This window comes from Iningainema tapete BLCC-T55 (genome assembly GCF_014698965.1).
GTDB classification, from domain to species: Bacteria; Cyanobacteriota; Cyanobacteriia; order Cyanobacteriales; family Nostocaceae; genus Iningainema; species Iningainema tapete.
The window spans coordinates 16406-38511 of sequence record NZ_JACXAE010000060.1 but is presented as its reverse complement, the minus strand read 5'-3'; the positions used below and the strand labels follow the sequence as shown (position 1 = coordinate 38511).

20 protein-coding genes and 1 pseudogene are annotated in these 22106 nt (G+C 42.2%); 13 read left to right on the top strand and 8 right to left on the bottom strand.

The window, feature by feature from the left end; translation table 11 throughout:
• Positions 1-177: 177 nt before the first annotated feature.
• On the top strand, positions 178-411 hold the full coding sequence (locus ICL16_RS17265) for a Nif11-like leader peptide family natural product precursor (protein WP_190830114.1): 234 nt from the start codon (positions 178-180) through the stop codon (positions 409-411).
• A 144-nt stretch (positions 412-555) separates the two neighbouring features.
• Here ICL16_RS17265 and ICL16_RS17260 read toward each other — a convergent pair whose 3' ends face one another.
• The 4 genes from ICL16_RS17260 to ICL16_RS17245 form a co-directional block, all read right to left on the bottom strand.
• Positions 556-3075: a glycogen/starch/alpha-glucan phosphorylase gene (locus ICL16_RS17260; protein ID WP_190829957.1), complete on the bottom strand. Its 2520-nt coding sequence runs from the start codon at positions 3073-3075 to the stop codon at positions 556-558.
• 107 nt (positions 3076-3182) lie between these two features.
• Positions 3183-4817 (bottom strand): alpha-D-glucose phosphate-specific phosphoglucomutase, encoded by a 1635-nt coding sequence (locus ICL16_RS17255; RefSeq protein ID WP_190830112.1) that lies wholly within the window; start codon positions 4815-4817, stop codon positions 3183-3185.
• A 489-nt stretch (positions 4818-5306) separates the two neighbouring features.
• A complete protein-coding gene (locus tag ICL16_RS17250; protein WP_190829955.1) occupies positions 5307-9188 on the bottom strand; it encodes a PAS domain S-box protein in 3882 nt (1293 codons plus the stop codon).
• A 167-nt stretch (positions 9189-9355) separates the two neighbouring features.
• The gene (locus tag ICL16_RS17245; protein ID WP_190829953.1) at positions 9356-10126 is read right to left on the bottom strand and encodes a hypothetical protein; all 771 of its coding nucleotides are present in this window, start codon (positions 10124-10126) and stop codon (positions 9356-9358) included.
• A 169-nt stretch (positions 10127-10295) separates the two neighbouring features.
• On the opposite strand from ICL16_RS17245, the gene ICL16_RS17240 reads away from it, so the two are divergent.
• The 5 genes from ICL16_RS17240 to ICL16_RS17220 all read left to right on the top strand — a co-directional run bounded on the left by ICL16_RS17240 (position 10296) and on the right by ICL16_RS17220 (position 14565).
• The gene (locus tag ICL16_RS17240) at positions 10296-10550 is read left to right on the top strand and encodes a hypothetical protein (protein ID WP_190829951.1); all 255 of its coding nucleotides are present in this window, start codon (positions 10296-10298) and stop codon (positions 10548-10550) included.
• Positions 10551-10553: 3 nt separating this feature from the next.
• Complete coding sequence (gene mltA / locus ICL16_RS17235; RefSeq protein WP_190829949.1) at positions 10554-11780, top strand: murein transglycosylase A; 1227 nt, start codon at positions 10554-10556, stop codon at positions 11778-11780.
• Between the two features lie 52 nt (positions 11781-11832).
• On the top strand, positions 11833-12876 hold the full coding sequence (lpxD, locus tag ICL16_RS17230; RefSeq protein ID WP_190829947.1) for a UDP-3-O-(3-hydroxymyristoyl)glucosamine N-acyltransferase: 1044 nt from the start codon (positions 11833-11835) through the stop codon (positions 12874-12876).
• Between the two features lie 161 nt (positions 12877-13037).
• Entirely contained in the window at positions 13038-14294 is a 1257-nt protein-coding gene (locus tag ICL16_RS17225; protein ID WP_190829944.1) for a CSLREA domain-containing protein, read from the top strand.
• A gap of 103 nt (positions 14295-14397) precedes the next feature.
• Entirely contained in the window at positions 14398-14565 is a 168-nt protein-coding gene (locus ICL16_RS17220) for a choice-of-anchor Q domain-containing protein (protein ID WP_190829942.1), read from the top strand.
• Positions 14566-14689: 124 nt separating this feature from the next.
• Here ICL16_RS17220 and ICL16_RS17215 read toward each other — a convergent pair whose 3' ends face one another.
• Entirely contained in the window at positions 14690-14917 is a 228-nt protein-coding gene (locus ICL16_RS17215; protein WP_190829940.1) for a hypothetical protein, read from the bottom strand.
• A gap of 32 nt (positions 14918-14949) precedes the next feature.
• A complete protein-coding gene (locus tag ICL16_RS17210) occupies positions 14950-15195 on the bottom strand; it encodes a hypothetical protein (protein ID WP_190829938.1) in 246 nt (81 codons plus the stop codon).
• Between the two features lie 126 nt (positions 15196-15321).
• On the opposite strand from ICL16_RS17210, the gene ICL16_RS17205 reads away from it, so the two are divergent.
• Positions 15322-15549, top strand: a complete 228-nt coding sequence (locus ICL16_RS17205; RefSeq protein ID WP_190829936.1) for a hypothetical protein — start codon at positions 15322-15324, stop codon at positions 15547-15549.
• Between the two features lie 173 nt (positions 15550-15722).
• Entirely contained in the window at positions 15723-17579 is a 1857-nt protein-coding gene (locus ICL16_RS17200) for a hypothetical protein (protein WP_190829934.1), read from the top strand.
• Positions 17580-17682: 103 nt separating this feature from the next.
• Here ICL16_RS17200 and ICL16_RS17195 read toward each other — a convergent pair whose 3' ends face one another.
• Positions 17683-18429 carry a helix-turn-helix transcriptional regulator gene (locus ICL16_RS17195; RefSeq protein WP_190829932.1) on the bottom strand — a complete coding sequence of 249 codons (747 nt, stop codon included), beginning with the start codon at positions 18427-18429 and terminating at the stop codon, positions 17683-17685.
• 186 nt (positions 18430-18615) lie between these two features.
• Here ICL16_RS17195 and ICL16_RS17190 point away from each other — a divergent pair, with 186 nt between their 5' ends.
• Both ICL16_RS17190 and ICL16_RS17185 read left to right on the top strand, forming a co-directional pair.
• A complete protein-coding gene (locus ICL16_RS17190) occupies positions 18616-18840 on the top strand; it encodes a DUF433 domain-containing protein (RefSeq protein ID WP_190829907.1) in 225 nt (74 codons plus the stop codon).
• Complete coding sequence (locus ICL16_RS17185; RefSeq protein WP_190829929.1) at positions 18824-19147, top strand: DUF5615 family PIN-like protein; 324 nt, start codon at positions 18824-18826, stop codon at positions 19145-19147. Before ICL16_RS17190 ends, ICL16_RS17185 begins: the two co-directional genes overlap by 17 nt.
• A 23-nt stretch (positions 19148-19170) precedes the next feature.
• On the opposite strand, the pseudogene ICL16_RS17180 reads toward ICL16_RS17185, so the two are convergent.
• Positions 19171-19458, bottom strand: a pseudogene (locus ICL16_RS17180) (C-3',4' desaturase CrtD); the annotation flags it as partial.
• Positions 19459-19593: 135 nt separating this feature from the next.
• On the opposite strand from ICL16_RS17180, the gene ICL16_RS17175 reads away from it, so the two are divergent.
• From ICL16_RS17175 to ICL16_RS17165, 3 genes are read left to right on the top strand one after another with little or no spacing between them, the layout of a single operon-like run.
• Positions 19594-19983 (top strand): hypothetical protein, encoded by a 390-nt coding sequence (locus ICL16_RS17175; RefSeq protein ID WP_190829927.1) that lies wholly within the window; start codon positions 19594-19596, stop codon positions 19981-19983.
• 9 nt (positions 19984-19992) lie between these two features.
• On the top strand, positions 19993-21135 hold the full coding sequence (locus ICL16_RS17170) for a heavy metal-binding domain-containing protein (protein ID WP_190829925.1): 1143 nt from the start codon (positions 19993-19995) through the stop codon (positions 21133-21135).
• 48 nt (positions 21136-21183) lie between these two features.
• Positions 21184-22086 (top strand): heavy metal-binding domain-containing protein, encoded by a 903-nt coding sequence (locus ICL16_RS17165; RefSeq protein WP_190829923.1) that lies wholly within the window; start codon positions 21184-21186, stop codon positions 22084-22086.
• Positions 22087-22106 lie beyond the last annotated feature (20 nt).

Here is a 22106-nt window from a genome sequence, read left to right as displayed (position 1 = left end):
CGACGGAACGTCTCTACATGATTATCGTAAACATTTGTCAAGATAGATTCAGAATTCTCATTTTTAGTTCAAGATCGAAATATATAAGCATAGTAGCTACCTGAACTGGATTTGGTAAAACCACAGGAGCTAATTTATTGCATTAAATCTCAGATTTAAAATAGGAGATGGAAGATGATGGTACAACAACATGCATCTCAACTTTTCAAAGCAGTAAAACAGGATCAAGCATTAAAGGAAAGACTCAAAGCAGCATCTGAGCCAGAAGCTTTTATCAAAATTGCAAAAGAGCGTGGCTATAACTTTACAGTACAAGAATTAGAGACAGAATTGAGCAATTTGTCTTCAGAAGAGTTAGCTGCTATTGTCAATCCAGGAATGTCACCCAGATTTCACATTCATCCCAGGTAAGCTAGAGATGTTTGTCATTTGCGCGTTGAGACAGCAGAGGAGTGGGGGAGATAGGGAGTGGGGGAGATAGGGAGAAAGGGAGTCGGGGAGAAAGGGAGAATTCAAATTCATAATCTCCTCTGCTCCCCTACCCCCCCTACGCCTCTAAACCTTCAAACCTGCTTGCGATTGAACGTAGGCTTCTAGTTCAACTTTAACAGGTTCTACCTTCCAGATATTCTGACAGTACTCACGAATAGAGCGATCGCTCGAAAATTTCCCAATCCGTGCTACATTCAAAATTGACATCTTTGTCCAATGCTCTTGATTGCGGTAAGCTTGACTTACTTGTGCCTGACAATCAATATATGATTGATAATCAGCAAGTAACAAAAAGGGATCGCGTTGAAGTAGATTGTCGATGAGCGGGCGGAACAAGTTTGTATCACCCCGTGAGAAAACACCTGAAGAAATCAAATCGATGACTTCTCGCAGTTGAGGATTAGAGTTATAGTAATCCCAAGGATGGTAATTTGTCTTGAGGTGAGAGACTTCCTCAGTTGTCAATCCAAATAAAAAGAAGTTTTCTGCTCCTACTTCTTGACGAATTTCCACATTCGCACCATCGAGAGTACCGATAGTTAGTGCGCCATTCATAGAAAACTTCATATTTCCCGTACCAGAAGCCTCAAACCCAGCAGTAGAGATTTGCTCTGATAAATCAGCAGCAGGGTAGACTCTTTGTCCTAAAGTAACATTGTAATCTGGGATGAAGACAACTTTAAGGCGATCGCGCACATCCACATCATTATTAACAACTTCCGCGACAGCATTAATTAACTTGATAATTAACTTTGCCATGTAGTAGCCTGGTGCAGCCTTCCCACCAAAAATGCAAGTACGGGGTGTAACTTCGATATTTGGATTTTGCTTGATGCGGTGATACAATGTGATGATGTGGAGAACATTGAGATGTTGACGCTTGTACTCGTGAAGACGCTTAACTTGAACATCAAATAAAGATTCTGGATTCACCACAATCCCAGTGCGCTGCTCAATATATTTCGCCAAATCACCCTTCACATCCAACTTAATTTGTCGCCACTGTTGACGGAAACCAGCATCATCAACAAAAGCTTCCAATTTTTTCAATTCCTCAAGATGCTTAATCCAGTCATCGCCAATCTTGCTTGTTATCAAACCAGTCAACCGGGGATTACTCGAAACCAACCAACGGCGTGGCGTAACTCCGTTAGTTACATTAGTAAACTTCTGTGGGAACAACTCATAAAAATCTCGTAAAATAGTTTGCTTGAGTAACTCCGAATGCAAAGCAGCGACACCATTAATAGCATGACTACCAACACAAGCCAAATTAGCCATGCGCACGTATCTCTCACCAGACTCATCAATCAGAGACAACCTAGCCACCTTACCTTGATCATAAGGATACTTTCGCCGCACCTCATCCAACAAACGACTGTTAATTTCGTAAATAATCTCCAAATGACGAGGTAAAAGACTACCAAACAAACTAATCGACCACTTTTCCAAAGCCTCTGGAAGTAAAGTATGATTAGTATAACCAAAAGTATTTTGAGTAATCTGCCAAGCACGATCCCAATCAAAGCGATGCTCATCAACCAAAAGGCGCATCAACTCAGCAACACCAATTGCTGGGTGAGTATCATTAAGCTGCACAGCAAACTTTTCATGGAAATTATCCAAACTTTGCCCAGTCAGCAAATGAACACGAATCATATCCTGAAGAGAGCAAGAAACAAAAAAGTATTGTTGCTCCAACCGTAACTGCTTACCTTGAAGCTGCTCATCATTAGGATAAAGAACCTTAGTAATATTTTCCGACACTACTTTCTTATCAACAGCGCGGTAATAATCACCCACATTAAAAGCTTGAAAATCGAAAGACTCAGGAGCCTCCGCCTTCCAAAGACGCAAAACATTAGCAGTATTCACCTTATACCCAACAATCGGAGTATCGTAGGCTATACCCTTAACGATTTGATTAGGAATCCAACGAATGCCCCATCCCCGCTCATCATTATAGAACTCAGTTTGACCACCAAACTTCACCTCAAACGACACATCAGGACGAGCAATTTCCCAAGGATTACCCCACTGTAACCACTTATCAGTAATCTCAGCCTGCCAACCATCACGAATCTCCTGATCAAAAATACCATACTCATAGCGAATCCCATAACCGATCGCCGGAATCTCCAGAGCCGTCATAGAATCCAGATAACAAGCAGCCAGACGCCCAAGCCCACCATTACCCAAACCAGGCTCCTCCTCCTGCTCAACCAACTCATCAAGATTCAACCCCGACACCTCAACAGCTTCACGCACCCGCTCATAAATCCCCAAACTAATCAGATTATTTCGCAAATGGGGACCCAAAAGAAACTCAGCCGACAAATAACAAACAACCCGCACACCCTGCTTCACATAAGCCCTAGTAGTACTAATCCAACGCTGAATCAAGCGATCGCGCACAGTATAAGCCAACGCCAAATAATAATCATTCCTATTAGCAATCTCCGGATACTTACCCTGCACATAAAACAAATTATCAGCCATTGCCCGACGCAGAGTCTCAACACTCAAACCAGTGCGATCATCCTCAAATTGTAACCCAACTTGTGGCTCCATTGATGCAGTCATATAATCCTCCTTACTTCTTCCTTCGCGCTCTTCGTGCCTTCGCGGTTCAATTAATTAACCGCGAAGACGCAAAGAGCGCGAAGTAAATATTAGCTTTTACGTACAAATCAAGTAATCACAGTCGGCTTATCCATCCCCGTATACTCTCGTACCCCAGCCACCGTATCAGCAATACCAATCAAATCAGCTAAAGCCACCTGCGGATCAAGATTATGTTTCCCCGCATCAGCCTCATAACTTTCTAAATAAATTCTCACAGTCGCACCTTGAGTACCAGTACCAGACAGACGGAAAACAATTCGCGAACCATCAGTAAAGCCAATGCGAACACCCTGCTTTTGACTAACACTACCATCTACAGGGTCAGTGTAGCTGAAATCATCGGCATATTCAACCTGATAAGAACCGTATTGTTTTCCTTTCAATGAAGGTAAAGAAGAGCGCAGTTTTTCAATCATAGTATTAGCGCGATCGCTATTCACTTCTTCATAATCATGACGGGAGTAGTAATTGCGCCCGTAGGTTTGCCAATGTTCTTTAACAATCTCTTCCACCGACTGTTGGCGTACTGCTAAAATATTCAACCAGAATAACACTGCCCAAAGTCCGTCTTTTTCGCGGATATGGTTAGAGCCTGTGCCGAAGCTTTCTTCGCCACACAAAGTTGCTTTGCCTGCATCTAAGAGATTACCAAAGAATTTCCATCCTGTGGGAGTTTCGTAACAATCAATCCCCAAATGTTGCGCTACTCTATCTGGTGCTTGACTAGTAGGCATAGAGCGAGCTATCCCAGCTAAACCAGAACTGTAACCGGGGACAAGTTTGGCGTTGGCGGCTAATACTGCTAAACTGTCACTGGGAGTAACATAGAAGTTGCTACCCAAAACCATGTTGCGATCGCCATCGCCATCGGAAGCTGCACCAAAGTCTGGCGCATTCTCGCCAAATAGAATTTCCACCAAATCATGTGCATATACCAGATTTGGGTCAGGATGTCCACCCCCAAAATCTTCTAATGGTGTACCATTTTTCACAGTACCAGAAGGTGCGCCCAAACGTTGTTCAAAAATGCGGTGAGCGTAAGGACCTGTGACAGCGTGCAGAGAGTCCATGCACATGCGAAACTTACCATTGGTGAGGAGTTCGCGAATGCGGTAAAAATCGAATAGTGACTCCATTAGCTCTGAGTAGTCGGCTACGGAATCAATTACTTCCACCACCATGTCACCTACCTTCCCTGGTCCTAATGTATCAATATCTACATCATGAGCTTCAATAATCTTGTAGCTATCAATTACTTTACTACGTGCATAGATAGCTTCCGTCACCTTTTCTGGAGCAGGACCACCATTACTTGTATTATACTTTACCCCAAAGTCTCCATCTGGACCACCAGGATTGTGGCTAGCGGAGAGGATTATACCACCGAATGTGTTATACTTGCGAATAATGCAAGATGTTGCTGGGGTAGAAAGAATACCACAGTGTCCCACTAAGACTTTACCAAAGCCATTAGCGGCTGCCATTTTTAGGATAACTTGAATTGCCTGACGATTGTAGTAGCGACCATCGCCACCGACAACGAGAGTACTTCCTTGATATCCTTCTAAGCTGTCAAAGATAGACTGAATAAAGTTTTCTAGATAATGAGGCTTTTGAAACACAGAAACTTTCTTGCGCAGCCCAGAGGTACCAGGTTTTTGATCGGTAAACGGCTGGGTAGGTAAAGTTTTAATATCCATAGCTATGCTTTTTGACATGATGTCTCAGTCATAATTTTATCCTGAAAGGTTCAGATACCCGACCACCCTGCGGAAAGTCAAAAGTCAAAAGTCAAAAGTCAGCATGATTTTTGACGCTCCCGTTGGGGCGTGACTTCTCTAAGAAGTAGGGTATCTTGTATAGGTTATTACGTATTTAGGCATTACTTCTTCTGGACGAAGCAGAACTAATTGCTTTACTTGAGAATATTAATTACCACTAGAACATGTCATACCCCAACAGGTAGTAGAGGTTGACAAAGTTAAACCCCAGTAAAACCGGGGTTTTTTTATGATATTAATGTCATAAATCTGCCAAAAGGCAGAGTTATAGATTTGTTTGACAAGTTAATATCCGGGTGTAGTAACTCCAAAAACTCAACTACTACGTATTCAAGTACCCCTTTGGGGTCTTTTTTTTGCTTGGCGCAAAAGGCTATTTGCCTCTGCATATAGTATATTACCATACATTTAGGTGCGTCCAGCTAAACTAGCAACGACTGTCGCTAATTCAAGTGGTTCAACAGGTTTTGGTACATGCATTTGAAAACCTTCCTTGATTGCTCGTGTGCGATCCTCTGCTCTAGCATAAGCTGTTAGTGCTGCTGCGGGAATTTTTCTTTGATTTCTAGAGACTTCGCGCAAGCGTACTTCACGAATTAAAGAATAACCATCGCGCTCAGGCATAGCGATATCGCTAACTAAAACATCTGGATTCCATTCTTGCATCACATCCAAGGCGGCTCGAGCTGATGCGACTGCTTTCACCTGAGCTTGGCACTGTTGCAATACTATAGTAATATACTCACGAGTGTCATCTTCGTCATCGACAACCAAAACCTTAACATTATTTAGTAAAGGTAAAGTAACACAGGAGTTAGAATCAAGTATTTGGATAGAGTGTTCTTCTCCTCTACTCCTCATCACCCCTACTCCCCTAATTTCTTCGACAAGTGGTAGTGTAACAGTAAAAGTTGCACCTTTACCTTCCCCAGAACTATTTACTTGGACAGTGCCGCCGTGTAATTCTACTAAATGACGAACGATCGCCAATCCTAATCCTAGTCCACTATGAGGTCTTGTGCTAGAGCTATCTGCTTGACGAAATCGATCAAATACGTAAGGCAGAAATTCAGCATTAATTCCCATACCTGTATCAGTTACGGTAATTTGGGCAGTTTCCCCTACTCCCCCCCTACTCCCCGGCTCCCCCTCCGGGTTGGCAGTCGTCTGCTTCGGGAAACCCGGATGCAGAGCTGTCTCACCTACTCTTTGTGAAAGCAGTACTTCTACCCTGCCATTATTTGGTGTAAACTTAATCGCATTGGATAATAAATTCCAAATTACTTGTTGTAAGCGCTCGGCATCGCCAGAAACTAAGAATTTTGCCTGGGTTCCCTTGTTTATGGCATTGTTAAGTTGTGCATTCTGTGATTCTGGTGTGGGAGAGAGGGAAAATTTCAAATCAATTTTCTTCGCTTCAGCGGCTAGGCGTACAGTTTCAATCGCGGCTTCGACAATCGGAACTAAATCACAATTACGGATATTCAGTCGTAACTTACCCCTAATCATGCGCGAGATATCGAGTAAATCTCCGATGAGCTGTGTTTGCGCTTTGGCATTGCGCTCGATTGTCTCGATTGCCTGAGCAGTTTTCTTTTCATCTAGCTTGCGGGAACGCAAAAGTTGCGCCCAACCAAGAATCGCATTGAGAGGCGATCGCAACTCATGAGATAATATTGCCAGAAACTCGTCTTTCATCCGATTTGCTTCTCTGAGCTGCTCAGTTTGCTGTTGTAAAGAAGCAATCAACCTAGCTCTTTCCATTGCAATGGCAATTTGATCGCAAACTGCTTGCATCATCCCTATTTCATTTTGGCTAAACTTTAACCGACTGCGGCTACCAAAACTCATCGTCCCCAAAAGCTGCCCTTGAGCGATTAACGGGTAACTATAGTATGCTGTAATTCCCACAGAGCGAATCCACTCAGCTTTGGGATTGATTGATTGCTGTACATCTTCTATCGCAATTGGCGTGCGGTGGTAAGCTACATCTCCACTCACCAATTTCCCCAACTCTAGCGATTGAACTTCTTTTGCTTTTTCTTCAGAGATGCCACTGTAAGAAGCTAGCTGTAACACTAATTTTTCATCAATTAAATAGTTAAAGTAAACATCCAAACCAATCTGCTCAGAAAGTTTTCTAAACAAGCTATCAATTAATGCTACTGGTTGCTGACTTGACAGTAAATCGCTAGCAGCGTTAAATAGTAACTGCAGCCGCTGATAACCCAAAGACAAAGCTTTCTCCACTCGCTTCAGATTAGTGATATCCTGAAATACCAAGACACAAGTTGCTTGATGACCGTGCATTGCAGGTAGGGTATCAGCAAATACCAGCAGGGAACGAATACCTGCTGGTGTGTGCCAATCTAATTCCAGTCCTTCTATTCTCTCACCCCTTGCTACCCTTACTCCAGGAGTAAGTTCATTTGGAATAGGATTTCCGGCTTTGTCAGTAGAGTAGTAAATTGTCTGATACTCAGCTATAGAGTTAGCTAGGGGAAACTTGCCTCCTGCTACTTCGTCAGCCGCTCTATTGGCAAACATTACCCTTGCTGTAGCAGGTTCAATCAACAGCAGCGGCGTTGGCATCAAGTTTAGCACCTCTTCCAACCATTTTTGCTGATTAATCAGAGTTTCTTCTATTTGCTTACGAGCTGTGATGTCTTCCGCGAAACCGAGAATTTGATAAATTTCTCCCTTGTCATCCAGAATGGGGATATATTTAATTAATGAAATAAACTTGCCATACCCTGGTAAGTTTACTGTAACTTCCTTTGTTTGGGCAGTGCGTGAATATTTTGCTGTTTTGAGAATATCAATATAACCTGATGTCAACTCTGGTGGGAAGATTTCCTCATCAGTACATCCGAAAACTTCTTCTTTTGACTTGTTAATGCGTCGCAATCCTTCAGCATTCAAAAACTGAAACCGCAATTGCGCATCGTAAATGGAAAAAATATCAGGGATGTTGTCAACAGCTAAGCGAAATCTCTCTTCAGTATTGCGTAAGGCTTTTTCTGCACGCTTTTGTTCGCTCAAGTCTAGTATAAAGGCAACTGACTCAACTCGATTTTCCCCTAACAAAGCATAACCTACCAAAATAGGGATGCGAGTTCCATCTTTACGAATGTATTCTTTTTCGTAGGGTAGACAAGCACCATCTGCTTTTGCTTCGGCAATTCTTTGCTTATCTAACTCCAGATACTCTGGGGGCGTAATCTCAATCCAGCTGATTCTCCCAGCAACTAAATCCTCTCGATCATAACCAATTATGTCCAGAAATTTGTCGTTGGCTTGCTGAATCCCACCATCAACATTACCAAACAAAATACCGATCGCGTTGGCTTCAAATAAACTGTTCAGTTTTTCTTCTTTCTCTCTTAACGCTATTTTAACGCGATCGCGTTCATTGCTTAGTCCTTCTACTAATCCCGCATTCAACACAATTAACACGCAAAAACTGCTCACCAGTACTATTACCAGCAGAGATATTGCCAATCCCGACTCATAAAGCTCTGCCAGTTGTCCTTGCAGAATTATCCATCCTAGTAATAACGGTACTACAATTGTCGCCACTAACAAACGACGCGCCAGCACCCCACTATAAGTATCGCTCGTCACCAACCGCATGAAACCTTTATCTGCTCGCGTCCACAAAATTCCTACACTTAGTACAATGAAGGTAGCTGCTGTAAGTAACGTCATTGGTGAAGTTGTTGGCAGTATGCTGTAGAGAATTGGCTCATTGTAGGTATAACCCATCAGGGCTACTCCAGAAATGACGACAACGAAGACGGCAAAAATCTGGACATACCAAGAAGAACGGTCAGTTTTTGATATACTTAAAAGCTCTAACGCTCTACCTAGTAGTATAAAATTTATTGCACAGTTCAACCCCATTCGCTCGGGGGAAGATGTCATCCAAAGTCGATCAATTCCTATATCCCAACCAAATAACCACTCGCTCAGTGTCAACCAACCAATTATATACACACCTAATGCGCACAACCTAGACAACAGTGTCTGTGGAATTGTTAGCGAGGTATTATTCTCCTCCCCTACGCCCCAAACAGATAGCCACAAAGATACTCCCGCCAAAATGAAGCATAAGGCTGCATTTGCATTCATTGTCGAGACAATGAAGAAACCTTTGTCCCAGTTTAGTCCCCTAATCACCATTACCATGCAAGCGATCGCTATAGTAAGGAAACTCGCTGCTTGTGCAACCAGTTTTAGTAATGAAGTTTGCTCTTGGTTGTTTTGGCACAAGCGGTTGACTTTTAGCATTGAAGATTTCGTAACCGCATCTATCTAGCGTAGTAGGTTAACAATTTATCAGTTTACTAACTATCCATAATAATTTACCTTTTAATTTTTTTTAATCTACCATACGGCAGAAGATAAATAGGTTATCATTAAAAATTGTCTTTTCCTCCTTCTGCCCTCTGCCTGGTTTAAATAAACAATTTAAACCGCATCAGTTGAGTTTCAATCACTTGGGGTAGGATTTTGTGTAGTTCTGTACTATTAGTAAATTGTAAAATTTGCTTCGATGCTAAGTCAAAAGGAAACTCTCCTGATAAATCTGGGCGCTGCATTTGAGTTAATAAGATTTGCTCAGAGCGTTTGCTTTGCATAGCATAGCCTATTTCTACACAAACATTTGGGCTGGGAATTAACTGTGTAGCTTGTTTTTTTTCCATGCTAGCAATCGGCGTAGTGTCGGCTATAAATAACAAGCTCTTACGAATCTTTCGCATTAAAGCGCTACCCAAACGCAATGGAGCTTCTTTAGGGCGGTAAGATTGCACTAACTTGAGAGGAAGACGCGATCGCAAGTTCAATACTTCTAAACTAGAAAGTAATTCTTCTCGTATAATCTCACTTGACGTTTGATACTCAGTTTGATAGCACAAAAAAATAGTCGGGTCTAGCTGTGCTAGTATGACTTGTTTAGTAAAATAAATTTCGTGACTGATTAAATCAATATTGGCGACAGAATAACCACCACTACCCTCAATATAAAATTCTACATTTTCTCCTTCCAAATAGCGCCCAAACCAAGTTGATTTCTTCACAACTTCACTTTCTTCTAAGAAATCTGCTCTCAATGCTGATTTCAGCAGGCTTTTTTTACTGAGTCTAATGTCTGGGGGACGTTTTTCCAATTCGAGTATGGGCTGATAATTCTCAAGATACCATGCCTTGAGAGCAATAATCGACATAAGGCGCTATTTTAACAGACTAACTGTACAAGCTTACAAGAAACAGGGAACTGTTACCACAGCAATAACCGTCGGTGTAAGTGAGTGGGGGAGTGAGAGATTACCCTCTTCCCATTCTGGGATAGCGTAGTTGAGAATAGATTGGATGTGTTTCAAATGATGCAAAAATATGGTAAGAACAGCAAATGAATACGCGATACACCTGATGATGGAAAGTGGGCATCGGGAAGAGGTGCGTTTTCCCACAATCCAAGATTTTCAGAAGTGGTATAGTGGTGAACTAATGCCAAAATCAGCGTCTGAAGATTTTATTAATGTGCCAATAAAAAATATTCAGGGTGAATATATGGTAATCCGTCCCGCACGGATTGTGGCAATCCGAGTAGAACCAATTTTTAGCTCTAGTGTGGAAAGATTTACTTAATATATGAGAAAAACGCTTGCTTTAGTTTTCTTAGGTTTCTTAATTGCCCTTTTAAATCCTCTCATGTCAGTGTTTGCTCAGTATCCTGACATCCCACCACAACCAATACCGATTGAACCAGGGATACTACCACCGCTAGAATTAGTTAATCTAGAAGCTAATTGTATTACCCCAGGATCTAGTTGCTTGGGTTGGGATGAGCAAATTTGGGATGAGAATGGTAGAAAAGGCGATCGCACAGCACTGTTAAACTCAATTGATAACAGTCTGCGTTATCTAGCAACTCCGGAGGCTATGGCAGCGTATCAAAATTATCCTGTCAAGGAAATCACCCTTGACAGGATTCGTGATAGTTTGCTACGTTTCCGCCAATTGGTGATTAACTCTAACTCCCCGGCACAACTACAAGCTGCTGTGCAACGAGAGTTTGTCTTTTATCAATCTGTTGGTAATGATGGCAAGGGTACTGTCAAGTTCACAGCATACTTTGAACCAATGTATACTGCTAGTCGTGTGCGCACAGCAGTATACAAGTATCCTATATACCGTAAGCCCCCAGATTTTGACAACTGGAGCAAACCTCATCCCAAACGAGTGGATTTAGAAGGTAAAGATGGTTTACTAGGCAATAAAAGTCGTCTGCGCGGTATGGAACTGTTGTGGTTTCGCGATCGCTGGGATGCTTATATGATCCATATCCAGGGTTCCTCTCAAATCCGCTTAACTAATGGTACTACAACTTCTGTTGGTTATGCTGGTGGAACAGATTATCCTTGGACTAGTATCGGCAAAGAATTGTCTAAAGATGGCAAACTACCCGCAAAAAGTTTATCTATGCCTGGAATAACTCGCTTTTTTCAGCAAAATCCCAGGGAGATGAATAACTATTTGCCCCGGTGGGAACGTTTTGTCTTTTTTAGAGAAACTAATGGTAGCCCTGCTCAAGGTAGTATTCGTGTACCAGTAACAGCAGAACGTTCTATTGCTACAGATAAATCTCTCATGCCTCCAGGAGCGCTAGCACTTATTAACACCAAAATACCTTATCCTACTCCAAGTGGACAATTGGTGTATCGTAATGTTAACCGTTTTGTGCTTGACCAAGATACAGGTAGCGCAATTAAAGGACCAGGACGGGTAGACTATTTTATGGGTACTGGTAAATTAGCAGGCGATCGTGCTGGCGTTACAGGTGGTAATGGTAGGTTATTCTATTTACTACTGAAATAATCACAGAAAGACGCTCCGGTGGAGCGTCTCTACGTCTATCATATACACAACTATGAAATTTAGTGAAATTATTCAAAAATTAGGCGATTTAGCTACAGTTAATAGTCTCAGAGAAAACTCTCATGATCCAGAAATTGCTACTGTAGCAGCAATTGATGAAGCAACTGGTGGTAGTATTAGTTATATTGAAGGAGCAAAATTCGCTGCTATGGTTGGGAAAACCAGTGCCAGTGCTTTAATTTTGCCTCAAATTGAAGAATTACAAACCCAAGCCCAAGCGCTTGGTATTGCCTGGATTGCAACATCAGAACCAAGATTAGTATTTGCGAAAACTATCTCTGTGTTCTATCAGCCTTGGCGTCCTACTCCAGAAATTCATCCCACCGCTGTAATCCATCATAGCGCCAAAATAGGTCAAGATGTTCATATCGGCGCTCATGTAGTCATTCAAGAAGAGGTGGAAATTGGTAATGGAGTTTGTATTCATCCAAATGTTGTGATTTATCCCCAAACCACTATTGGCGATCGCACTACCCTACATGCCAATTGTACCATCCACGAACGTACCCGCATCGGTGCAGATTGTGTTATTCACAGTGGGGCTGTCATCGGTGCTGAAGGTTTTGGCTTTGTTGCGACATCCAAAGGTTGGGTAAAAATGGAACAATCCGGTTACACTGTATTAGAAGATGCCGTGGAAATTGGCTGCAATACAGCTATTGACCGTCCTTCAGTAGGTGAAACACGGATATGCCGCAGTACTAAAGTTGACAATTTAGTTCAAATAGGACACGGTTGCCAAGTAGGAGCAGGTTGTGCTATTGCAGGACAAACAGGTTTGGCAGGTGGGGTGAAATTAGGTAAAGGCGTAATTTTAGCAGGACAAGTAGGAATTGCTAATCAGGCAAAAATGGGAGATCGAGCGATGGCTTCTGCACAAACCGGAATTCTCAGTGATGTCGCCCCAGGAGAAATAGTATCAGGCACTCCAGCTATCCCGCACAAAACTTATTTAAAAGTAGCCGTGATTATGAACTACTTGCCCCAAATGTATCAATCATTTAAACGGTTACAAAGGAAATTTGGCATCGAATGAGGAATAGAGGTGTTTTAACATTCAGTATTTTATCGGGGTGACTGTTTTTTATCTAAACATTAGTTAATAAATTTTTGTAAACAATATAGTGGTAGAGGTATAAAACTTAATAATGTAAAACCTGATGTCTAAAGATAGCACAAACCACCGCAGTTAAATTTATGGTTATCCCAGGCTCTACCACAGATTATCAATTGACACCCATTGCATTTTCTACACCAGTATTCTCCGACAATGTACAAGATTTACTTGGTGTAGGGATTTTATCTCAAAACCTCAATGCCATCATTACTGTAAACAGTACAGCAGATGTGTTGGATGATAGCGACGGCGTGACGAGTCTACGAGAAGCGATTATCAGCGCAAATGCTGATGATGGTGAAGACACGATTGTGTTCGAGCGAGCGCTATTTTCCACCGTAGAAACCATTACCCTAACTGGTGGAGAACTAGATATCACCGACAACTTGAGCATTATCGCTCCACGGGATACGTTAACAGGAGGAGATTTGGTAACTATCAGTGGCAATAATACCTCACGAGTGTTTGAGATTGAAGAAGAAGCAACAGTGAGGCTCAATGGTTTGATTATTGCTGATGGTCGTGTGGGTGACAATGGTGATGGAATTAGGAACAGTAGTACCTTAATCCTAGATAACAGCATTATTCGCGATAGTTCAGCAATATCCATCGATGACAGGGGCATTATCAACAACCCCAACGGCGGGGGCATCTTTAAAACGGGTAGACTTTCGGTAAATAACAGCACTATAAGCAGTAACAGAACAACTAATGGCACAGGCACTGGCGGCATCTCTAACACAGGTGGAACAATCTCGGTAAATCACAGCACTATCAGTGGCAACTCGTCAGAGTTTGGCGGCGGCGGCATTTCTAACAGTAGTGGTATCTCAGTGAATCACAGCACCATCAGTGGCAACTTGTCAGAGTTTGGCGGGGGCATCTCTAACAGTAGTGGTATCTCAGTGAATCACAGCACCATCAGTGGCAACTCGTCGTTATCTTCGCGATTTGATAGCGGCGGCGGCATCTCTAACCGTGGCAAATTTCTCTTGAACAACAGTAACGTCAGTGGTAATTCGGTAACTGGTAACTTCGGCTCCGGTGGGGGCATCTTTAACGGTAGTATTCGGTCTGATACACCCAACATTACCATCATCAACAGCACCATCAGCGGTAATTCAGCACCCGAAAATGGTGGTGGCATATTTAACGATTACAATGGTACAGTAACGCTGTTGTTTAGTACCCTGACCCAGAATCAAGCAGCCAATGGTGGAGGTGTGTACTCTCGAACTGGCTCTAACAGCGTACAGAATCCGATCATTGCCTCTAATCTCAATAGTGACAATGGTGTTAACCCTGACGTATCGGACACATTTACCAGCAACGGCTAAAATCTGATCGGTGACAGCACTGGCAGCACTGGATTTGGCGTCGCCGGAGACATAGTTGGTACAAGCTCACGCCCCCCCCGTTTAGCCCCCTTAGACTTTTACGGTGGTTTCACGACTAGAATTGCCCTACTTCGGTGATAGTCCAGCAATTGATGCCGCAGTTCTCAGTTTGCTCGTTACCGATCCTACCACCGACCAACGTGGTTTTCCTCGTGTGAGCAATGGTAGAGCCGTAAGGAGCGCGTTTGAATTTTCTGCACCCAAGGCGTAAGCTCTGAATTCGGAATGATTCGCTCAGTGCATCTCCACCAAATTATTGCTACTACTTGTCACTAAGTTATGATCGGGACGCACAAATAAAATCAGTATTTATCAAGCCAAGTGCGGTAACACGTTCAAGTTCTGCAAGTGTGGCGTTGTTCAATTTGAGCAAGATACTCTAATTCAAATGGTGTAAATGCTACTGGGCGTTCAAGTAAATTGAGAATTTCTACCTCGAAGGGATCTAAGTTACATTTTCTTAATTTCTCCAAGCGCTTACATACCTCAACAAGTTGTGGTTCTGTGTTTTTTGACACAACCTCAACAAGCTGATGCTTGAGAGTATGCTTATAAAAGGTCATGGAAGCCATCAGCTAACCAGTACGATTCCCCGTCATAAAAAACTGTAACAGGCTCTAATTGTTGCCCATCCTCCATCTGATCTTCCAATTGCAGCCCTGGGCTGTGTTCCAGCATCACGACGGATTTCATCAAGTGCTAGGTAGTCTGTTTTATTTCCGCTCGGAAATGATAACCAGTTAGTACTGCCGGAGCGGATTGTTTCTACAGGTGTGTCAACGAATGTAGGTTGTGTCGTGATGGGTGTAGGTTTTATAAATTGCCGCCCCTTCCTCGTCATAGGACGGGGTTTACCTCAAGTGCGCTTTCTAAGTCGCCATATTCTATTATAGGAGTATTTAATAGAAATGGCAATGGGATCGGAGATAATATAGTAAAGATATTGTCAAAGGGAAGAAGACAGAGCATGGAAAGGGAAAAGCACGCGCCAGGACAGCATCCAAATAGCAAAGCCAACTTGATATATCATGAAGGTAGACCGCAAGCTTTTGGCGCAAAGAAGCGGAAACGAAATTTAACTGTAACTGAAGAGGGATGGGAAGGGTTACAGCCAATCATTCAAGAAGTAGGCTGTTCCAGTGTATCTGAGTTTCTAGAAAAATTAGGCAGGGGACAACTGAAAGTATCTGCATAAATACATCAGCAACCTGAAGCTTCTTTCCAAAAGGCTGTAACTCGACAATGCCAAGTGGGTAATTTTGAGTGGGGTGCAAAAAAATATTATCAATTAATTAAAATTTTATCGTGAAATCAGCTAATTTGATGTGAATAGAGAAAAAACCACTCACCTGCCTGGAAGGAAAATTTATGCATCAAAGCAGTTTCGCAAATCATATCCAGGGCGAAATGATTGGATTAGCTGTAGGGAACCATATCATCAAGATTGGTTCAATTTGGGGTGCTGTGGCAGATGTGGCAACGCCAGAACAGCTATTTACCGTATGTTCTAGCCATAAGCCATCTTTGATGCCCACGGACGAAAGTCTCCTACTCCAAGATCACGAGTTAGTATTGAAGGCGATCGCTACCTTAATATCTGGTCAATCAGTGGAGTTATGTAGTCAGTGCGAGTGGGAAAGAAAAGCTATATTGTTAAGTATATTACATTCAGAGCAAATTTTATCATCTTTTAGTGATGGTATAATAAGTTTATCCCCTCTTCATCCAAATGTAAACGATTTACTCCAATCAATTTGGGAAGCTTTTTATGAAACTGACATTCCCTATAAACCAACGAACAAGCAAATCCGTCCACAAATTGAAGACAAACAAGCTCTAATTGTACTGGATGATGATGGTAAACTGTTTGAGTTTGAAGTGTTGGAGTTAATGAATGTAGCTAGCAAATGTACATTTTTAATCGCTTCGTCAACAAAACGGATTCAACGCTTCATTTCTATAAACGCCATTGAAGAAGGCAGGAGGCAGGAGGCAGAGGGCAGAAGGTTTATTTCTCATCGGGATTCAAACTTAGAAGAATCGCTTTGTACTATATTAACGGAACCCAAATATCTACAGCTAGTAGTTGCAAGCATAGTTGCCGATGGCATCTCGTTATTCACAAACTTAGTACAACAGCAACGAGTGGAACCCAAAATGACGGCAGAAATAGATGCGATCGTACAAATCATTGAATTAGGCCTTAAAACCAATCGTTGGGGTGATGTTTTGTACCTAGTGGAAGCAGTAGAAGGCGCAATCGCGTTGAGTCGCCGCTGGGGTTTATGGAAACAAGTGCTGCAATGGGGATTACAAGCAGCCCAAGCTAAACAAGATCTTTGTGCTGAAGCTTGGGCGCTGCATCAACTTGGTACTCGCGCACTATGTTTGGGAGAAAATACCGACGCGATCAATTATCTTCAAACAGCTATACAAATACGAGAATTTTTAAATGATTCGACGGGAGTCTCCATCGGTACACACAATGTTAATCTACTCTCAACCACAGAACTTGTAAACCCTCAATCCTCATTAGTAGAAAATATGCTGTCACGAATGAATGTAGTAGTGGAACCTTCTTCACATCAGTTTACGCCCAAAAGGGTTTTAGTTTCACCGCTCAGGATTTTAACTACGGGAATTTTAGTGGGAGGAGGATTGTTTGCTTGGTTTAACTCGCATCGTTTCATACCTGCTCCTGTGGTACAGACACCCCGCCAAAAAATTTCTACCCCTGCACCCATGATGGAGACGCCCCACCAGGATGTATCTACACCTGCACCCGTACAGACGTTCCGCCGGAACGTCTCTACCCCTGCCCCCTCCACGCTCCTGCCTGAATATAAACCTACAGTAAATCCACCGTTGACACCAAAAATTAATGAATATGAACCAACACGAGGTAAAGTAAATAATTCAAAAATTGTACCTACTACCCCACCAACATTACCTACACCGATTCCGAGCGTACCAGAGCAACCGAACATAAAACTTATCCCAACTCCCATAGAGCCACAGAAGGTAGAACTTATACCAACTCCCACGCCAGAGCAACCAAAGGTAGAACCTACCCTAACTCCGACTCCCACACCCACAGAGACGCCTGAGCAAGTTTCTTCTCCCACGCCAATTTTTCTACCTTCTATAGAAGAAACACCGACAGCAGAAGTTATACCTACTCCTGCTATTACAGTCACACCTATAGAGGAACAAACTGCTAAATAATTATTTATCCTCAATTTTAAGTTGTGGATAAATTTTCTTCGGTTGAGACACACCCAATTAAACCAATTTCATCAGGGCTTTGATTTTTACGCCCCAAGGCTGACTAAAAATCATCTTCGATAGGGGGTGAACCAATCATAAAATCAAAATTACCTTCACCCCGGCTTTTTTTCAATGTTTCCATGATTTTTTTGGGGTTATCATGGGGACCATTGACATAGAAAGGTTTACCGTTACGACCACATTCAATACGTACTATACCATCCCATTGTCCGATGTGCGATCGCGATTTTTCAAAGTCTTTGTGTGGTTGAAAGCCTAAGTCTTGTGCGTATTCGTAAGCACTAAATATCATTCCTTGGGCAACTTCAAGGGGAACCTCTTGGGGTTTTCCGGGAAATAGATTGAATAGTTCTTGTGCAACTTCTTTAAACTTTATCCTGTCTACTGTACGTGGTGCTATGACATCTTTAACACCCAAACACCATACATCTAAAAGGTAACTACAAACCGTAATTTGATTGTATCGAGCAACCCTGGCAATAACTACTAATCCTAAACCGCGATCAATATCGTCGTTGCTTTTTACAGGGATGATTTTTGTCAGCCAATTTTTGATGCTGTTTTCTGGTGTCTTCGGTAACAATTGGATCAGATTCTCGCTTACTAAACACTGGTATACGGGGTCTAATTCTCCTAAAGCTAATCTATCTAATGTGGTTTGCTGTGCTTGTTTTTGAATTGTTGCATTGACGGATGATACTTTGATACCTAGTTTTCGAGCTATTTGTTTGGGCGTTAAATTCAATGCCCGTAAATCCATGATTTCTTGTTCTTGTGTTCCTGTCATAAACTACTACTTTATACAAACAATCGGGAGCAGAAATATTAAACCTGTTCTATCAAGCAATTGCAAGGGGTTCGGTTGCTTCAGACAGCACTAGACGGATACGCTCGCGCTTCGAGCAGGGTTAAATGAGAATAATCGTAAGCTACGATCACTATTAGTATTTGTCACCAATAAGCTTAAACTGCCATGACATCCCCATCGCGTGTTGTTCATAGCGACCCTGATATACTGGGGGGAACCCCTGTTTTTGTTGGTACGAGGGTGCCGATGAAAACTTTGCTTGACTATCTTGAAGCAGGTGATTCGCTTGATGAGTTTCTAGACCATTTTCCCAGTGTCAAACGCGAACAAGCGATCGCCGCCTTAGAATTAGCAAAGGAAATGCTGACTGCTTATGCGCATTCTACTTGATGAATGTGTTCCACGACCTCTTAAACGTGAACTCACTGACTATAAAGTACGAACAGTTGTGGAGATGGGATGGTTGGGTAAGAAGAATGGTGAACTACTGCAACTCATGATACAAGAAAGTTTCACTGTTTTATTAACAGCAGACCAAAATTTACGGTATCAGCAAAACTTGCAACAAGCTGGGGTTGCAGTAGTTGTTTTGATTGCATCCAGCAACCGCCTGAGCGCTTTGCTTCCACTGATGCCAAAGGTTCGCAGTGTACTGGCGAGGATTGCTCCGGGTGAAGTTATTGAGGTTGAAGAGTAACAGCTTTTACATTAGTTCAAGCATCAATGATTCTTTACTGACAATTTTCCCGCCTCTATTTGCCGCACTACCGTTAGTGCCGAGTAACTCACACCAGCAGTACCTTCACCAGGATGGGTAGAGTCACCAACAAGCCAGAGATGGTTAATAGGTGTACGATTGGCAAAACCAAAGGGACCAAAAGTAGGTATTCTTTGTCCAATACCACCAACAATACCCTGAGCGCGTGCTGTGTATCGAGCAAAAGTGCGGGGTGTGGCTGCTTCCACATGAATGATGGTTTCTGGTTTTAGGTAGAAGAATTCAGCTAGGTAAGGTTGTTGTGGTGCGTTAGGCGTCAGTCGTAACGCACCCTACATTTTACATTTTTTTATGTAGATAAATTTGAGTTTTAAATTGGGAATGTTAAATATAGACGAGTTCAATCGTTAACAAAGGCATTCTCAATGGACTTTATCGAAAAAGAGTTAGAAGTTGATATCCTCGCTGCTGCTTTAGGCACAAACCAGCAGGATAATCCAGAATTACTAGGATTGCTTGCCAAAAAGTTACAACAAATCTTACCTAAAAATACCCGCGTCAAACGGCGATTTTTTGGACTTGGTTCTATCCAAGAAATTACTGTATTCTTTGATGAATACCGATTTCAAGTCAGTCGGCAACGTTACGGTTCACTGTCTGCCAAAGTAATTAAAGTCGTCCGAGGCATAGTAATTAAAACGACCGAAATTCCCTTTGAGCAATGGAATTATGAAATTGCTCAAGAACTAGCACGGTTGGCGCAACGTAGTGCTGATACGCGCAATGCAATCAAGAAACTCGTAATGCACATCTGATAATATTTTATGGGTCTATTTACTAGTTTAGCTCAGTATTTGCTAAATAAGTTAAAATCTGCTAGGGAATCCAATATTTTGGCGACTCAACCAATACAAATACAAAAGCCAACGCTTTCCCAAGCTGATAATATTCCAGACATTGCTCGCCAACGTCTCAATCTACAAAAACAAGTCAGTCAAAACTTTTTTACAAGTGACTTTACTTGTAACGAGTATTTACTTACTCGTGAAGTAGGTTTTGAACCGATTGGAGTTGTCATCGGAACCAGTTTCTACAAAGTTGGTTTTTACGGGTACTTTCGTGGTTTCCGAAATTATACTGGTGAACTTGAAGCTTTGACACAGGCACAATTAGCAGCAAGAGAATTAGCTATTAGCCGGATGCAGTCAGAGGCAGCAATGTTAGGGGCACACGGAATTATTGGAGTGCGGCTCAAACAAAGTCGTCATAGCTGGGGTACGGGTATGGTGGAATTTACTGCCATTGGTACTGCAATTAGAATACCACATCGTCCACTTGACCCTCAACCGTTTACCAGCGATTTGAGCGGACAAGAATTTTGGAAATTATACCAAGCAGGTTACTATCCTAAAGGTATAGTCTTTGGTGCTTGTTCTTACTATGTGCATAGCGACGCACAAACCCGCGCTATTACTAACCCATCATTCTGGAACAGATTATTGAGAACTGGAAGATGGCGGTTAAATCAAGAGATGATTCAGTTTAGTGAAGGATTTAATGCAGCGCGAGAATTGGCAATTGAACGCCTTGATATTGAAGCTAGGGAAGTTGAAGCTGAGGGTACTGTAGGAATGCACATTGAAATGGATGTAGAACAAATTGTTTATCAATCTGCTTCACATTTACTCAATTTATTGAACGGATTACTATTTATGTCTATATCGTTTTTCGTATTTGTGCTGACTATGAAAAATCCTGAATTTATGACAATGATTATACCAATAATGATGGGATGTTTCTTTATTTATGCACTTGTTACTTCGTTCATTTCTTCTTTTTCCTCTCAAGGTCCTTATCGTGATGTAATAGCACACTTTGTCGCAGTTGGGACTGCAATTGTACAAGCTAAGAACACTCAAAACCCAGTAAGTAAAACCTTAATGTTTTACCCACTTTCAAAAATTTAAATTAAGAGACAATTGTCAATTCTAAATTACTAATTTTTATATTGTTTTATGAATAATCCTCAGCAACAGATGGGTATACCAGAACATGCACGTACACGTTTACAAGCAATGCGGGGTGGGAATGGAAAACAAAGTCTATTTACCAGCGATTTATCTGTAAACGAATTTTTATTAGTCAAAGAAGCAGGTTTTGATCCTCTAGGACTTGTGCTTGGTTGTTCAATGTATCATATTGGCTTTCAGGCGGCGGCTTGGAATCAGAATGTAGAAATGACTGTACTTTCTGAAGCAATGTACAACGCTCGCGAATTAGCAATGAGTCGAATGGAAGCGGAAGCTTTGGCTTTAGGTGCAGATGGGATTGTGGGAGTACGCCTCACTGCCAGACATATGCCTTGGGAACCAAACTTAGCCGAATTTGTCGCGATTGGAACTGCAGTTGTAGCACGCGATTGCGCGGAGCGCAGCGGCAAAGCCGAACGCACTACCTCTTACCGTACCAACAAAGGCAAACCTTTTACAAGCGACTTATCAGGACAAGATTTCTGGACAATGTTAAACGCAGGTTATCGCCCTGTCGGCTTGGTATTGGGTAACTGCGTCTATCACGTTGCCTATCAAGGGTTACGTCAGTGGTTCAATAACATCGGTAAAAACGTGGAAATGACAAATTTTACCCAAGCACTATACGAAGCACGAGAATTAGCAATGGAAAGAATGCAAGTCGAAGCTGCTCATCTGGGGGCTGAGGGCATAATTGGCGCACGCATTCATGAAGGACAATACTCTTGGAGTTCCCATGTCATCGAGTTTTTCGCTTTAGGTACTGCAGTAGTCCCCACCCGCAGCGATCATCATATCCCCAAACCACAACTTATCCTATCGCTCAACGACCCACCATTAGAGAATACTGTATTCTCAACCCCTAATTCTCACACTAGCGAACACTAATAGTAGAGAAAAGGTACACT

What these genes read in the sequence shown, in the direction of transcription:
- ICL16_RS17265 (WP_190830114.1), top strand. Translation starts at nt 178, where the DNA reads ATGGTACAACAACATGCATCTCAACTTTTCAAAGCAGTAAAACAGGAT.
- ICL16_RS17260 (WP_190829957.1), bottom strand. Translation starts at nt 3,075, where the DNA reads ATGACTGCATCAATGGAGCCACAAGTTGGGTTACAATTTGAGGATGAT.
- ICL16_RS17255 (WP_190830112.1), bottom strand. Translation starts at nt 4,817, where the DNA reads ATGGATATTAAAACTTTACCTACCCAGCCGTTTACCGATCAAAAACCT.
- ICL16_RS17250 (WP_190829955.1), bottom strand. Translation starts at nt 9,188, where the DNA reads ATGCTAAAAGTCAACCGCTTGTGCCAAAACAACCAAGAGCAAACTTCA.
- ICL16_RS17245 (WP_190829953.1), bottom strand. Translation starts at nt 10,126, where the DNA reads ATGTCGATTATTGCTCTCAAGGCATGGTATCTTGAGAATTATCAGCCC.
- ICL16_RS17240 (WP_190829951.1), top strand. Translation starts at nt 10,296, where the DNA reads ATGGTAAGAACAGCAAATGAATACGCGATACACCTGATGATGGAAAGT.
- mltA (WP_190829949.1), top strand. Translation starts at nt 10,554, where the DNA reads ATGAGAAAAACGCTTGCTTTAGTTTTCTTAGGTTTCTTAATTGCCCTT.
- lpxD (WP_190829947.1), top strand. Translation starts at nt 11,833, where the DNA reads ATGAAATTTAGTGAAATTATTCAAAAATTAGGCGATTTAGCTACAGTT.
- ICL16_RS17225 (WP_190829944.1), top strand. Translation starts at nt 13,038, where the DNA reads ATGGTTATCCCAGGCTCTACCACAGATTATCAATTGACACCCATTGCA.
- ICL16_RS17215 (WP_190829940.1), bottom strand. Translation starts at nt 14,917, where the DNA reads ATGACCTTTTATAAGCATACTCTCAAGCATCAGCTTGTTGAGGTTGTG.
- ICL16_RS17210 (WP_190829938.1), bottom strand. Translation starts at nt 15,195, where the DNA reads ATGACGAGGAAGGGGCGGCAATTTATAAAACCTACACCCATCACGACA.
- ICL16_RS17205 (WP_190829936.1), top strand. Translation starts at nt 15,322, where the DNA reads ATGGAAAGGGAAAAGCACGCGCCAGGACAGCATCCAAATAGCAAAGCC.
- ICL16_RS17200 (WP_190829934.1), top strand. Translation starts at nt 15,723, where the DNA reads ATGCATCAAAGCAGTTTCGCAAATCATATCCAGGGCGAAATGATTGGA.
- ICL16_RS17195 (WP_190829932.1), bottom strand. Translation starts at nt 18,429, where the DNA reads ATGACAGGAACACAAGAACAAGAAATCATGGATTTACGGGCATTGAAT.
- ICL16_RS17190 (WP_190829907.1), top strand. Translation starts at nt 18,616, where the DNA reads ATGACATCCCCATCGCGTGTTGTTCATAGCGACCCTGATATACTGGGG.
- ICL16_RS17185 (WP_190829929.1), top strand. Translation starts at nt 18,824, where the DNA reads ATGCGCATTCTACTTGATGAATGTGTTCCACGACCTCTTAAACGTGAA.
- ICL16_RS17175 (WP_190829927.1), top strand. Translation starts at nt 19,594, where the DNA reads ATGGACTTTATCGAAAAAGAGTTAGAAGTTGATATCCTCGCTGCTGCT.
- ICL16_RS17170 (WP_190829925.1), top strand. Translation starts at nt 19,993, where the DNA reads ATGGGTCTATTTACTAGTTTAGCTCAGTATTTGCTAAATAAGTTAAAA.
- ICL16_RS17165 (WP_190829923.1), top strand. Translation starts at nt 21,184, where the DNA reads ATGAATAATCCTCAGCAACAGATGGGTATACCAGAACATGCACGTACA.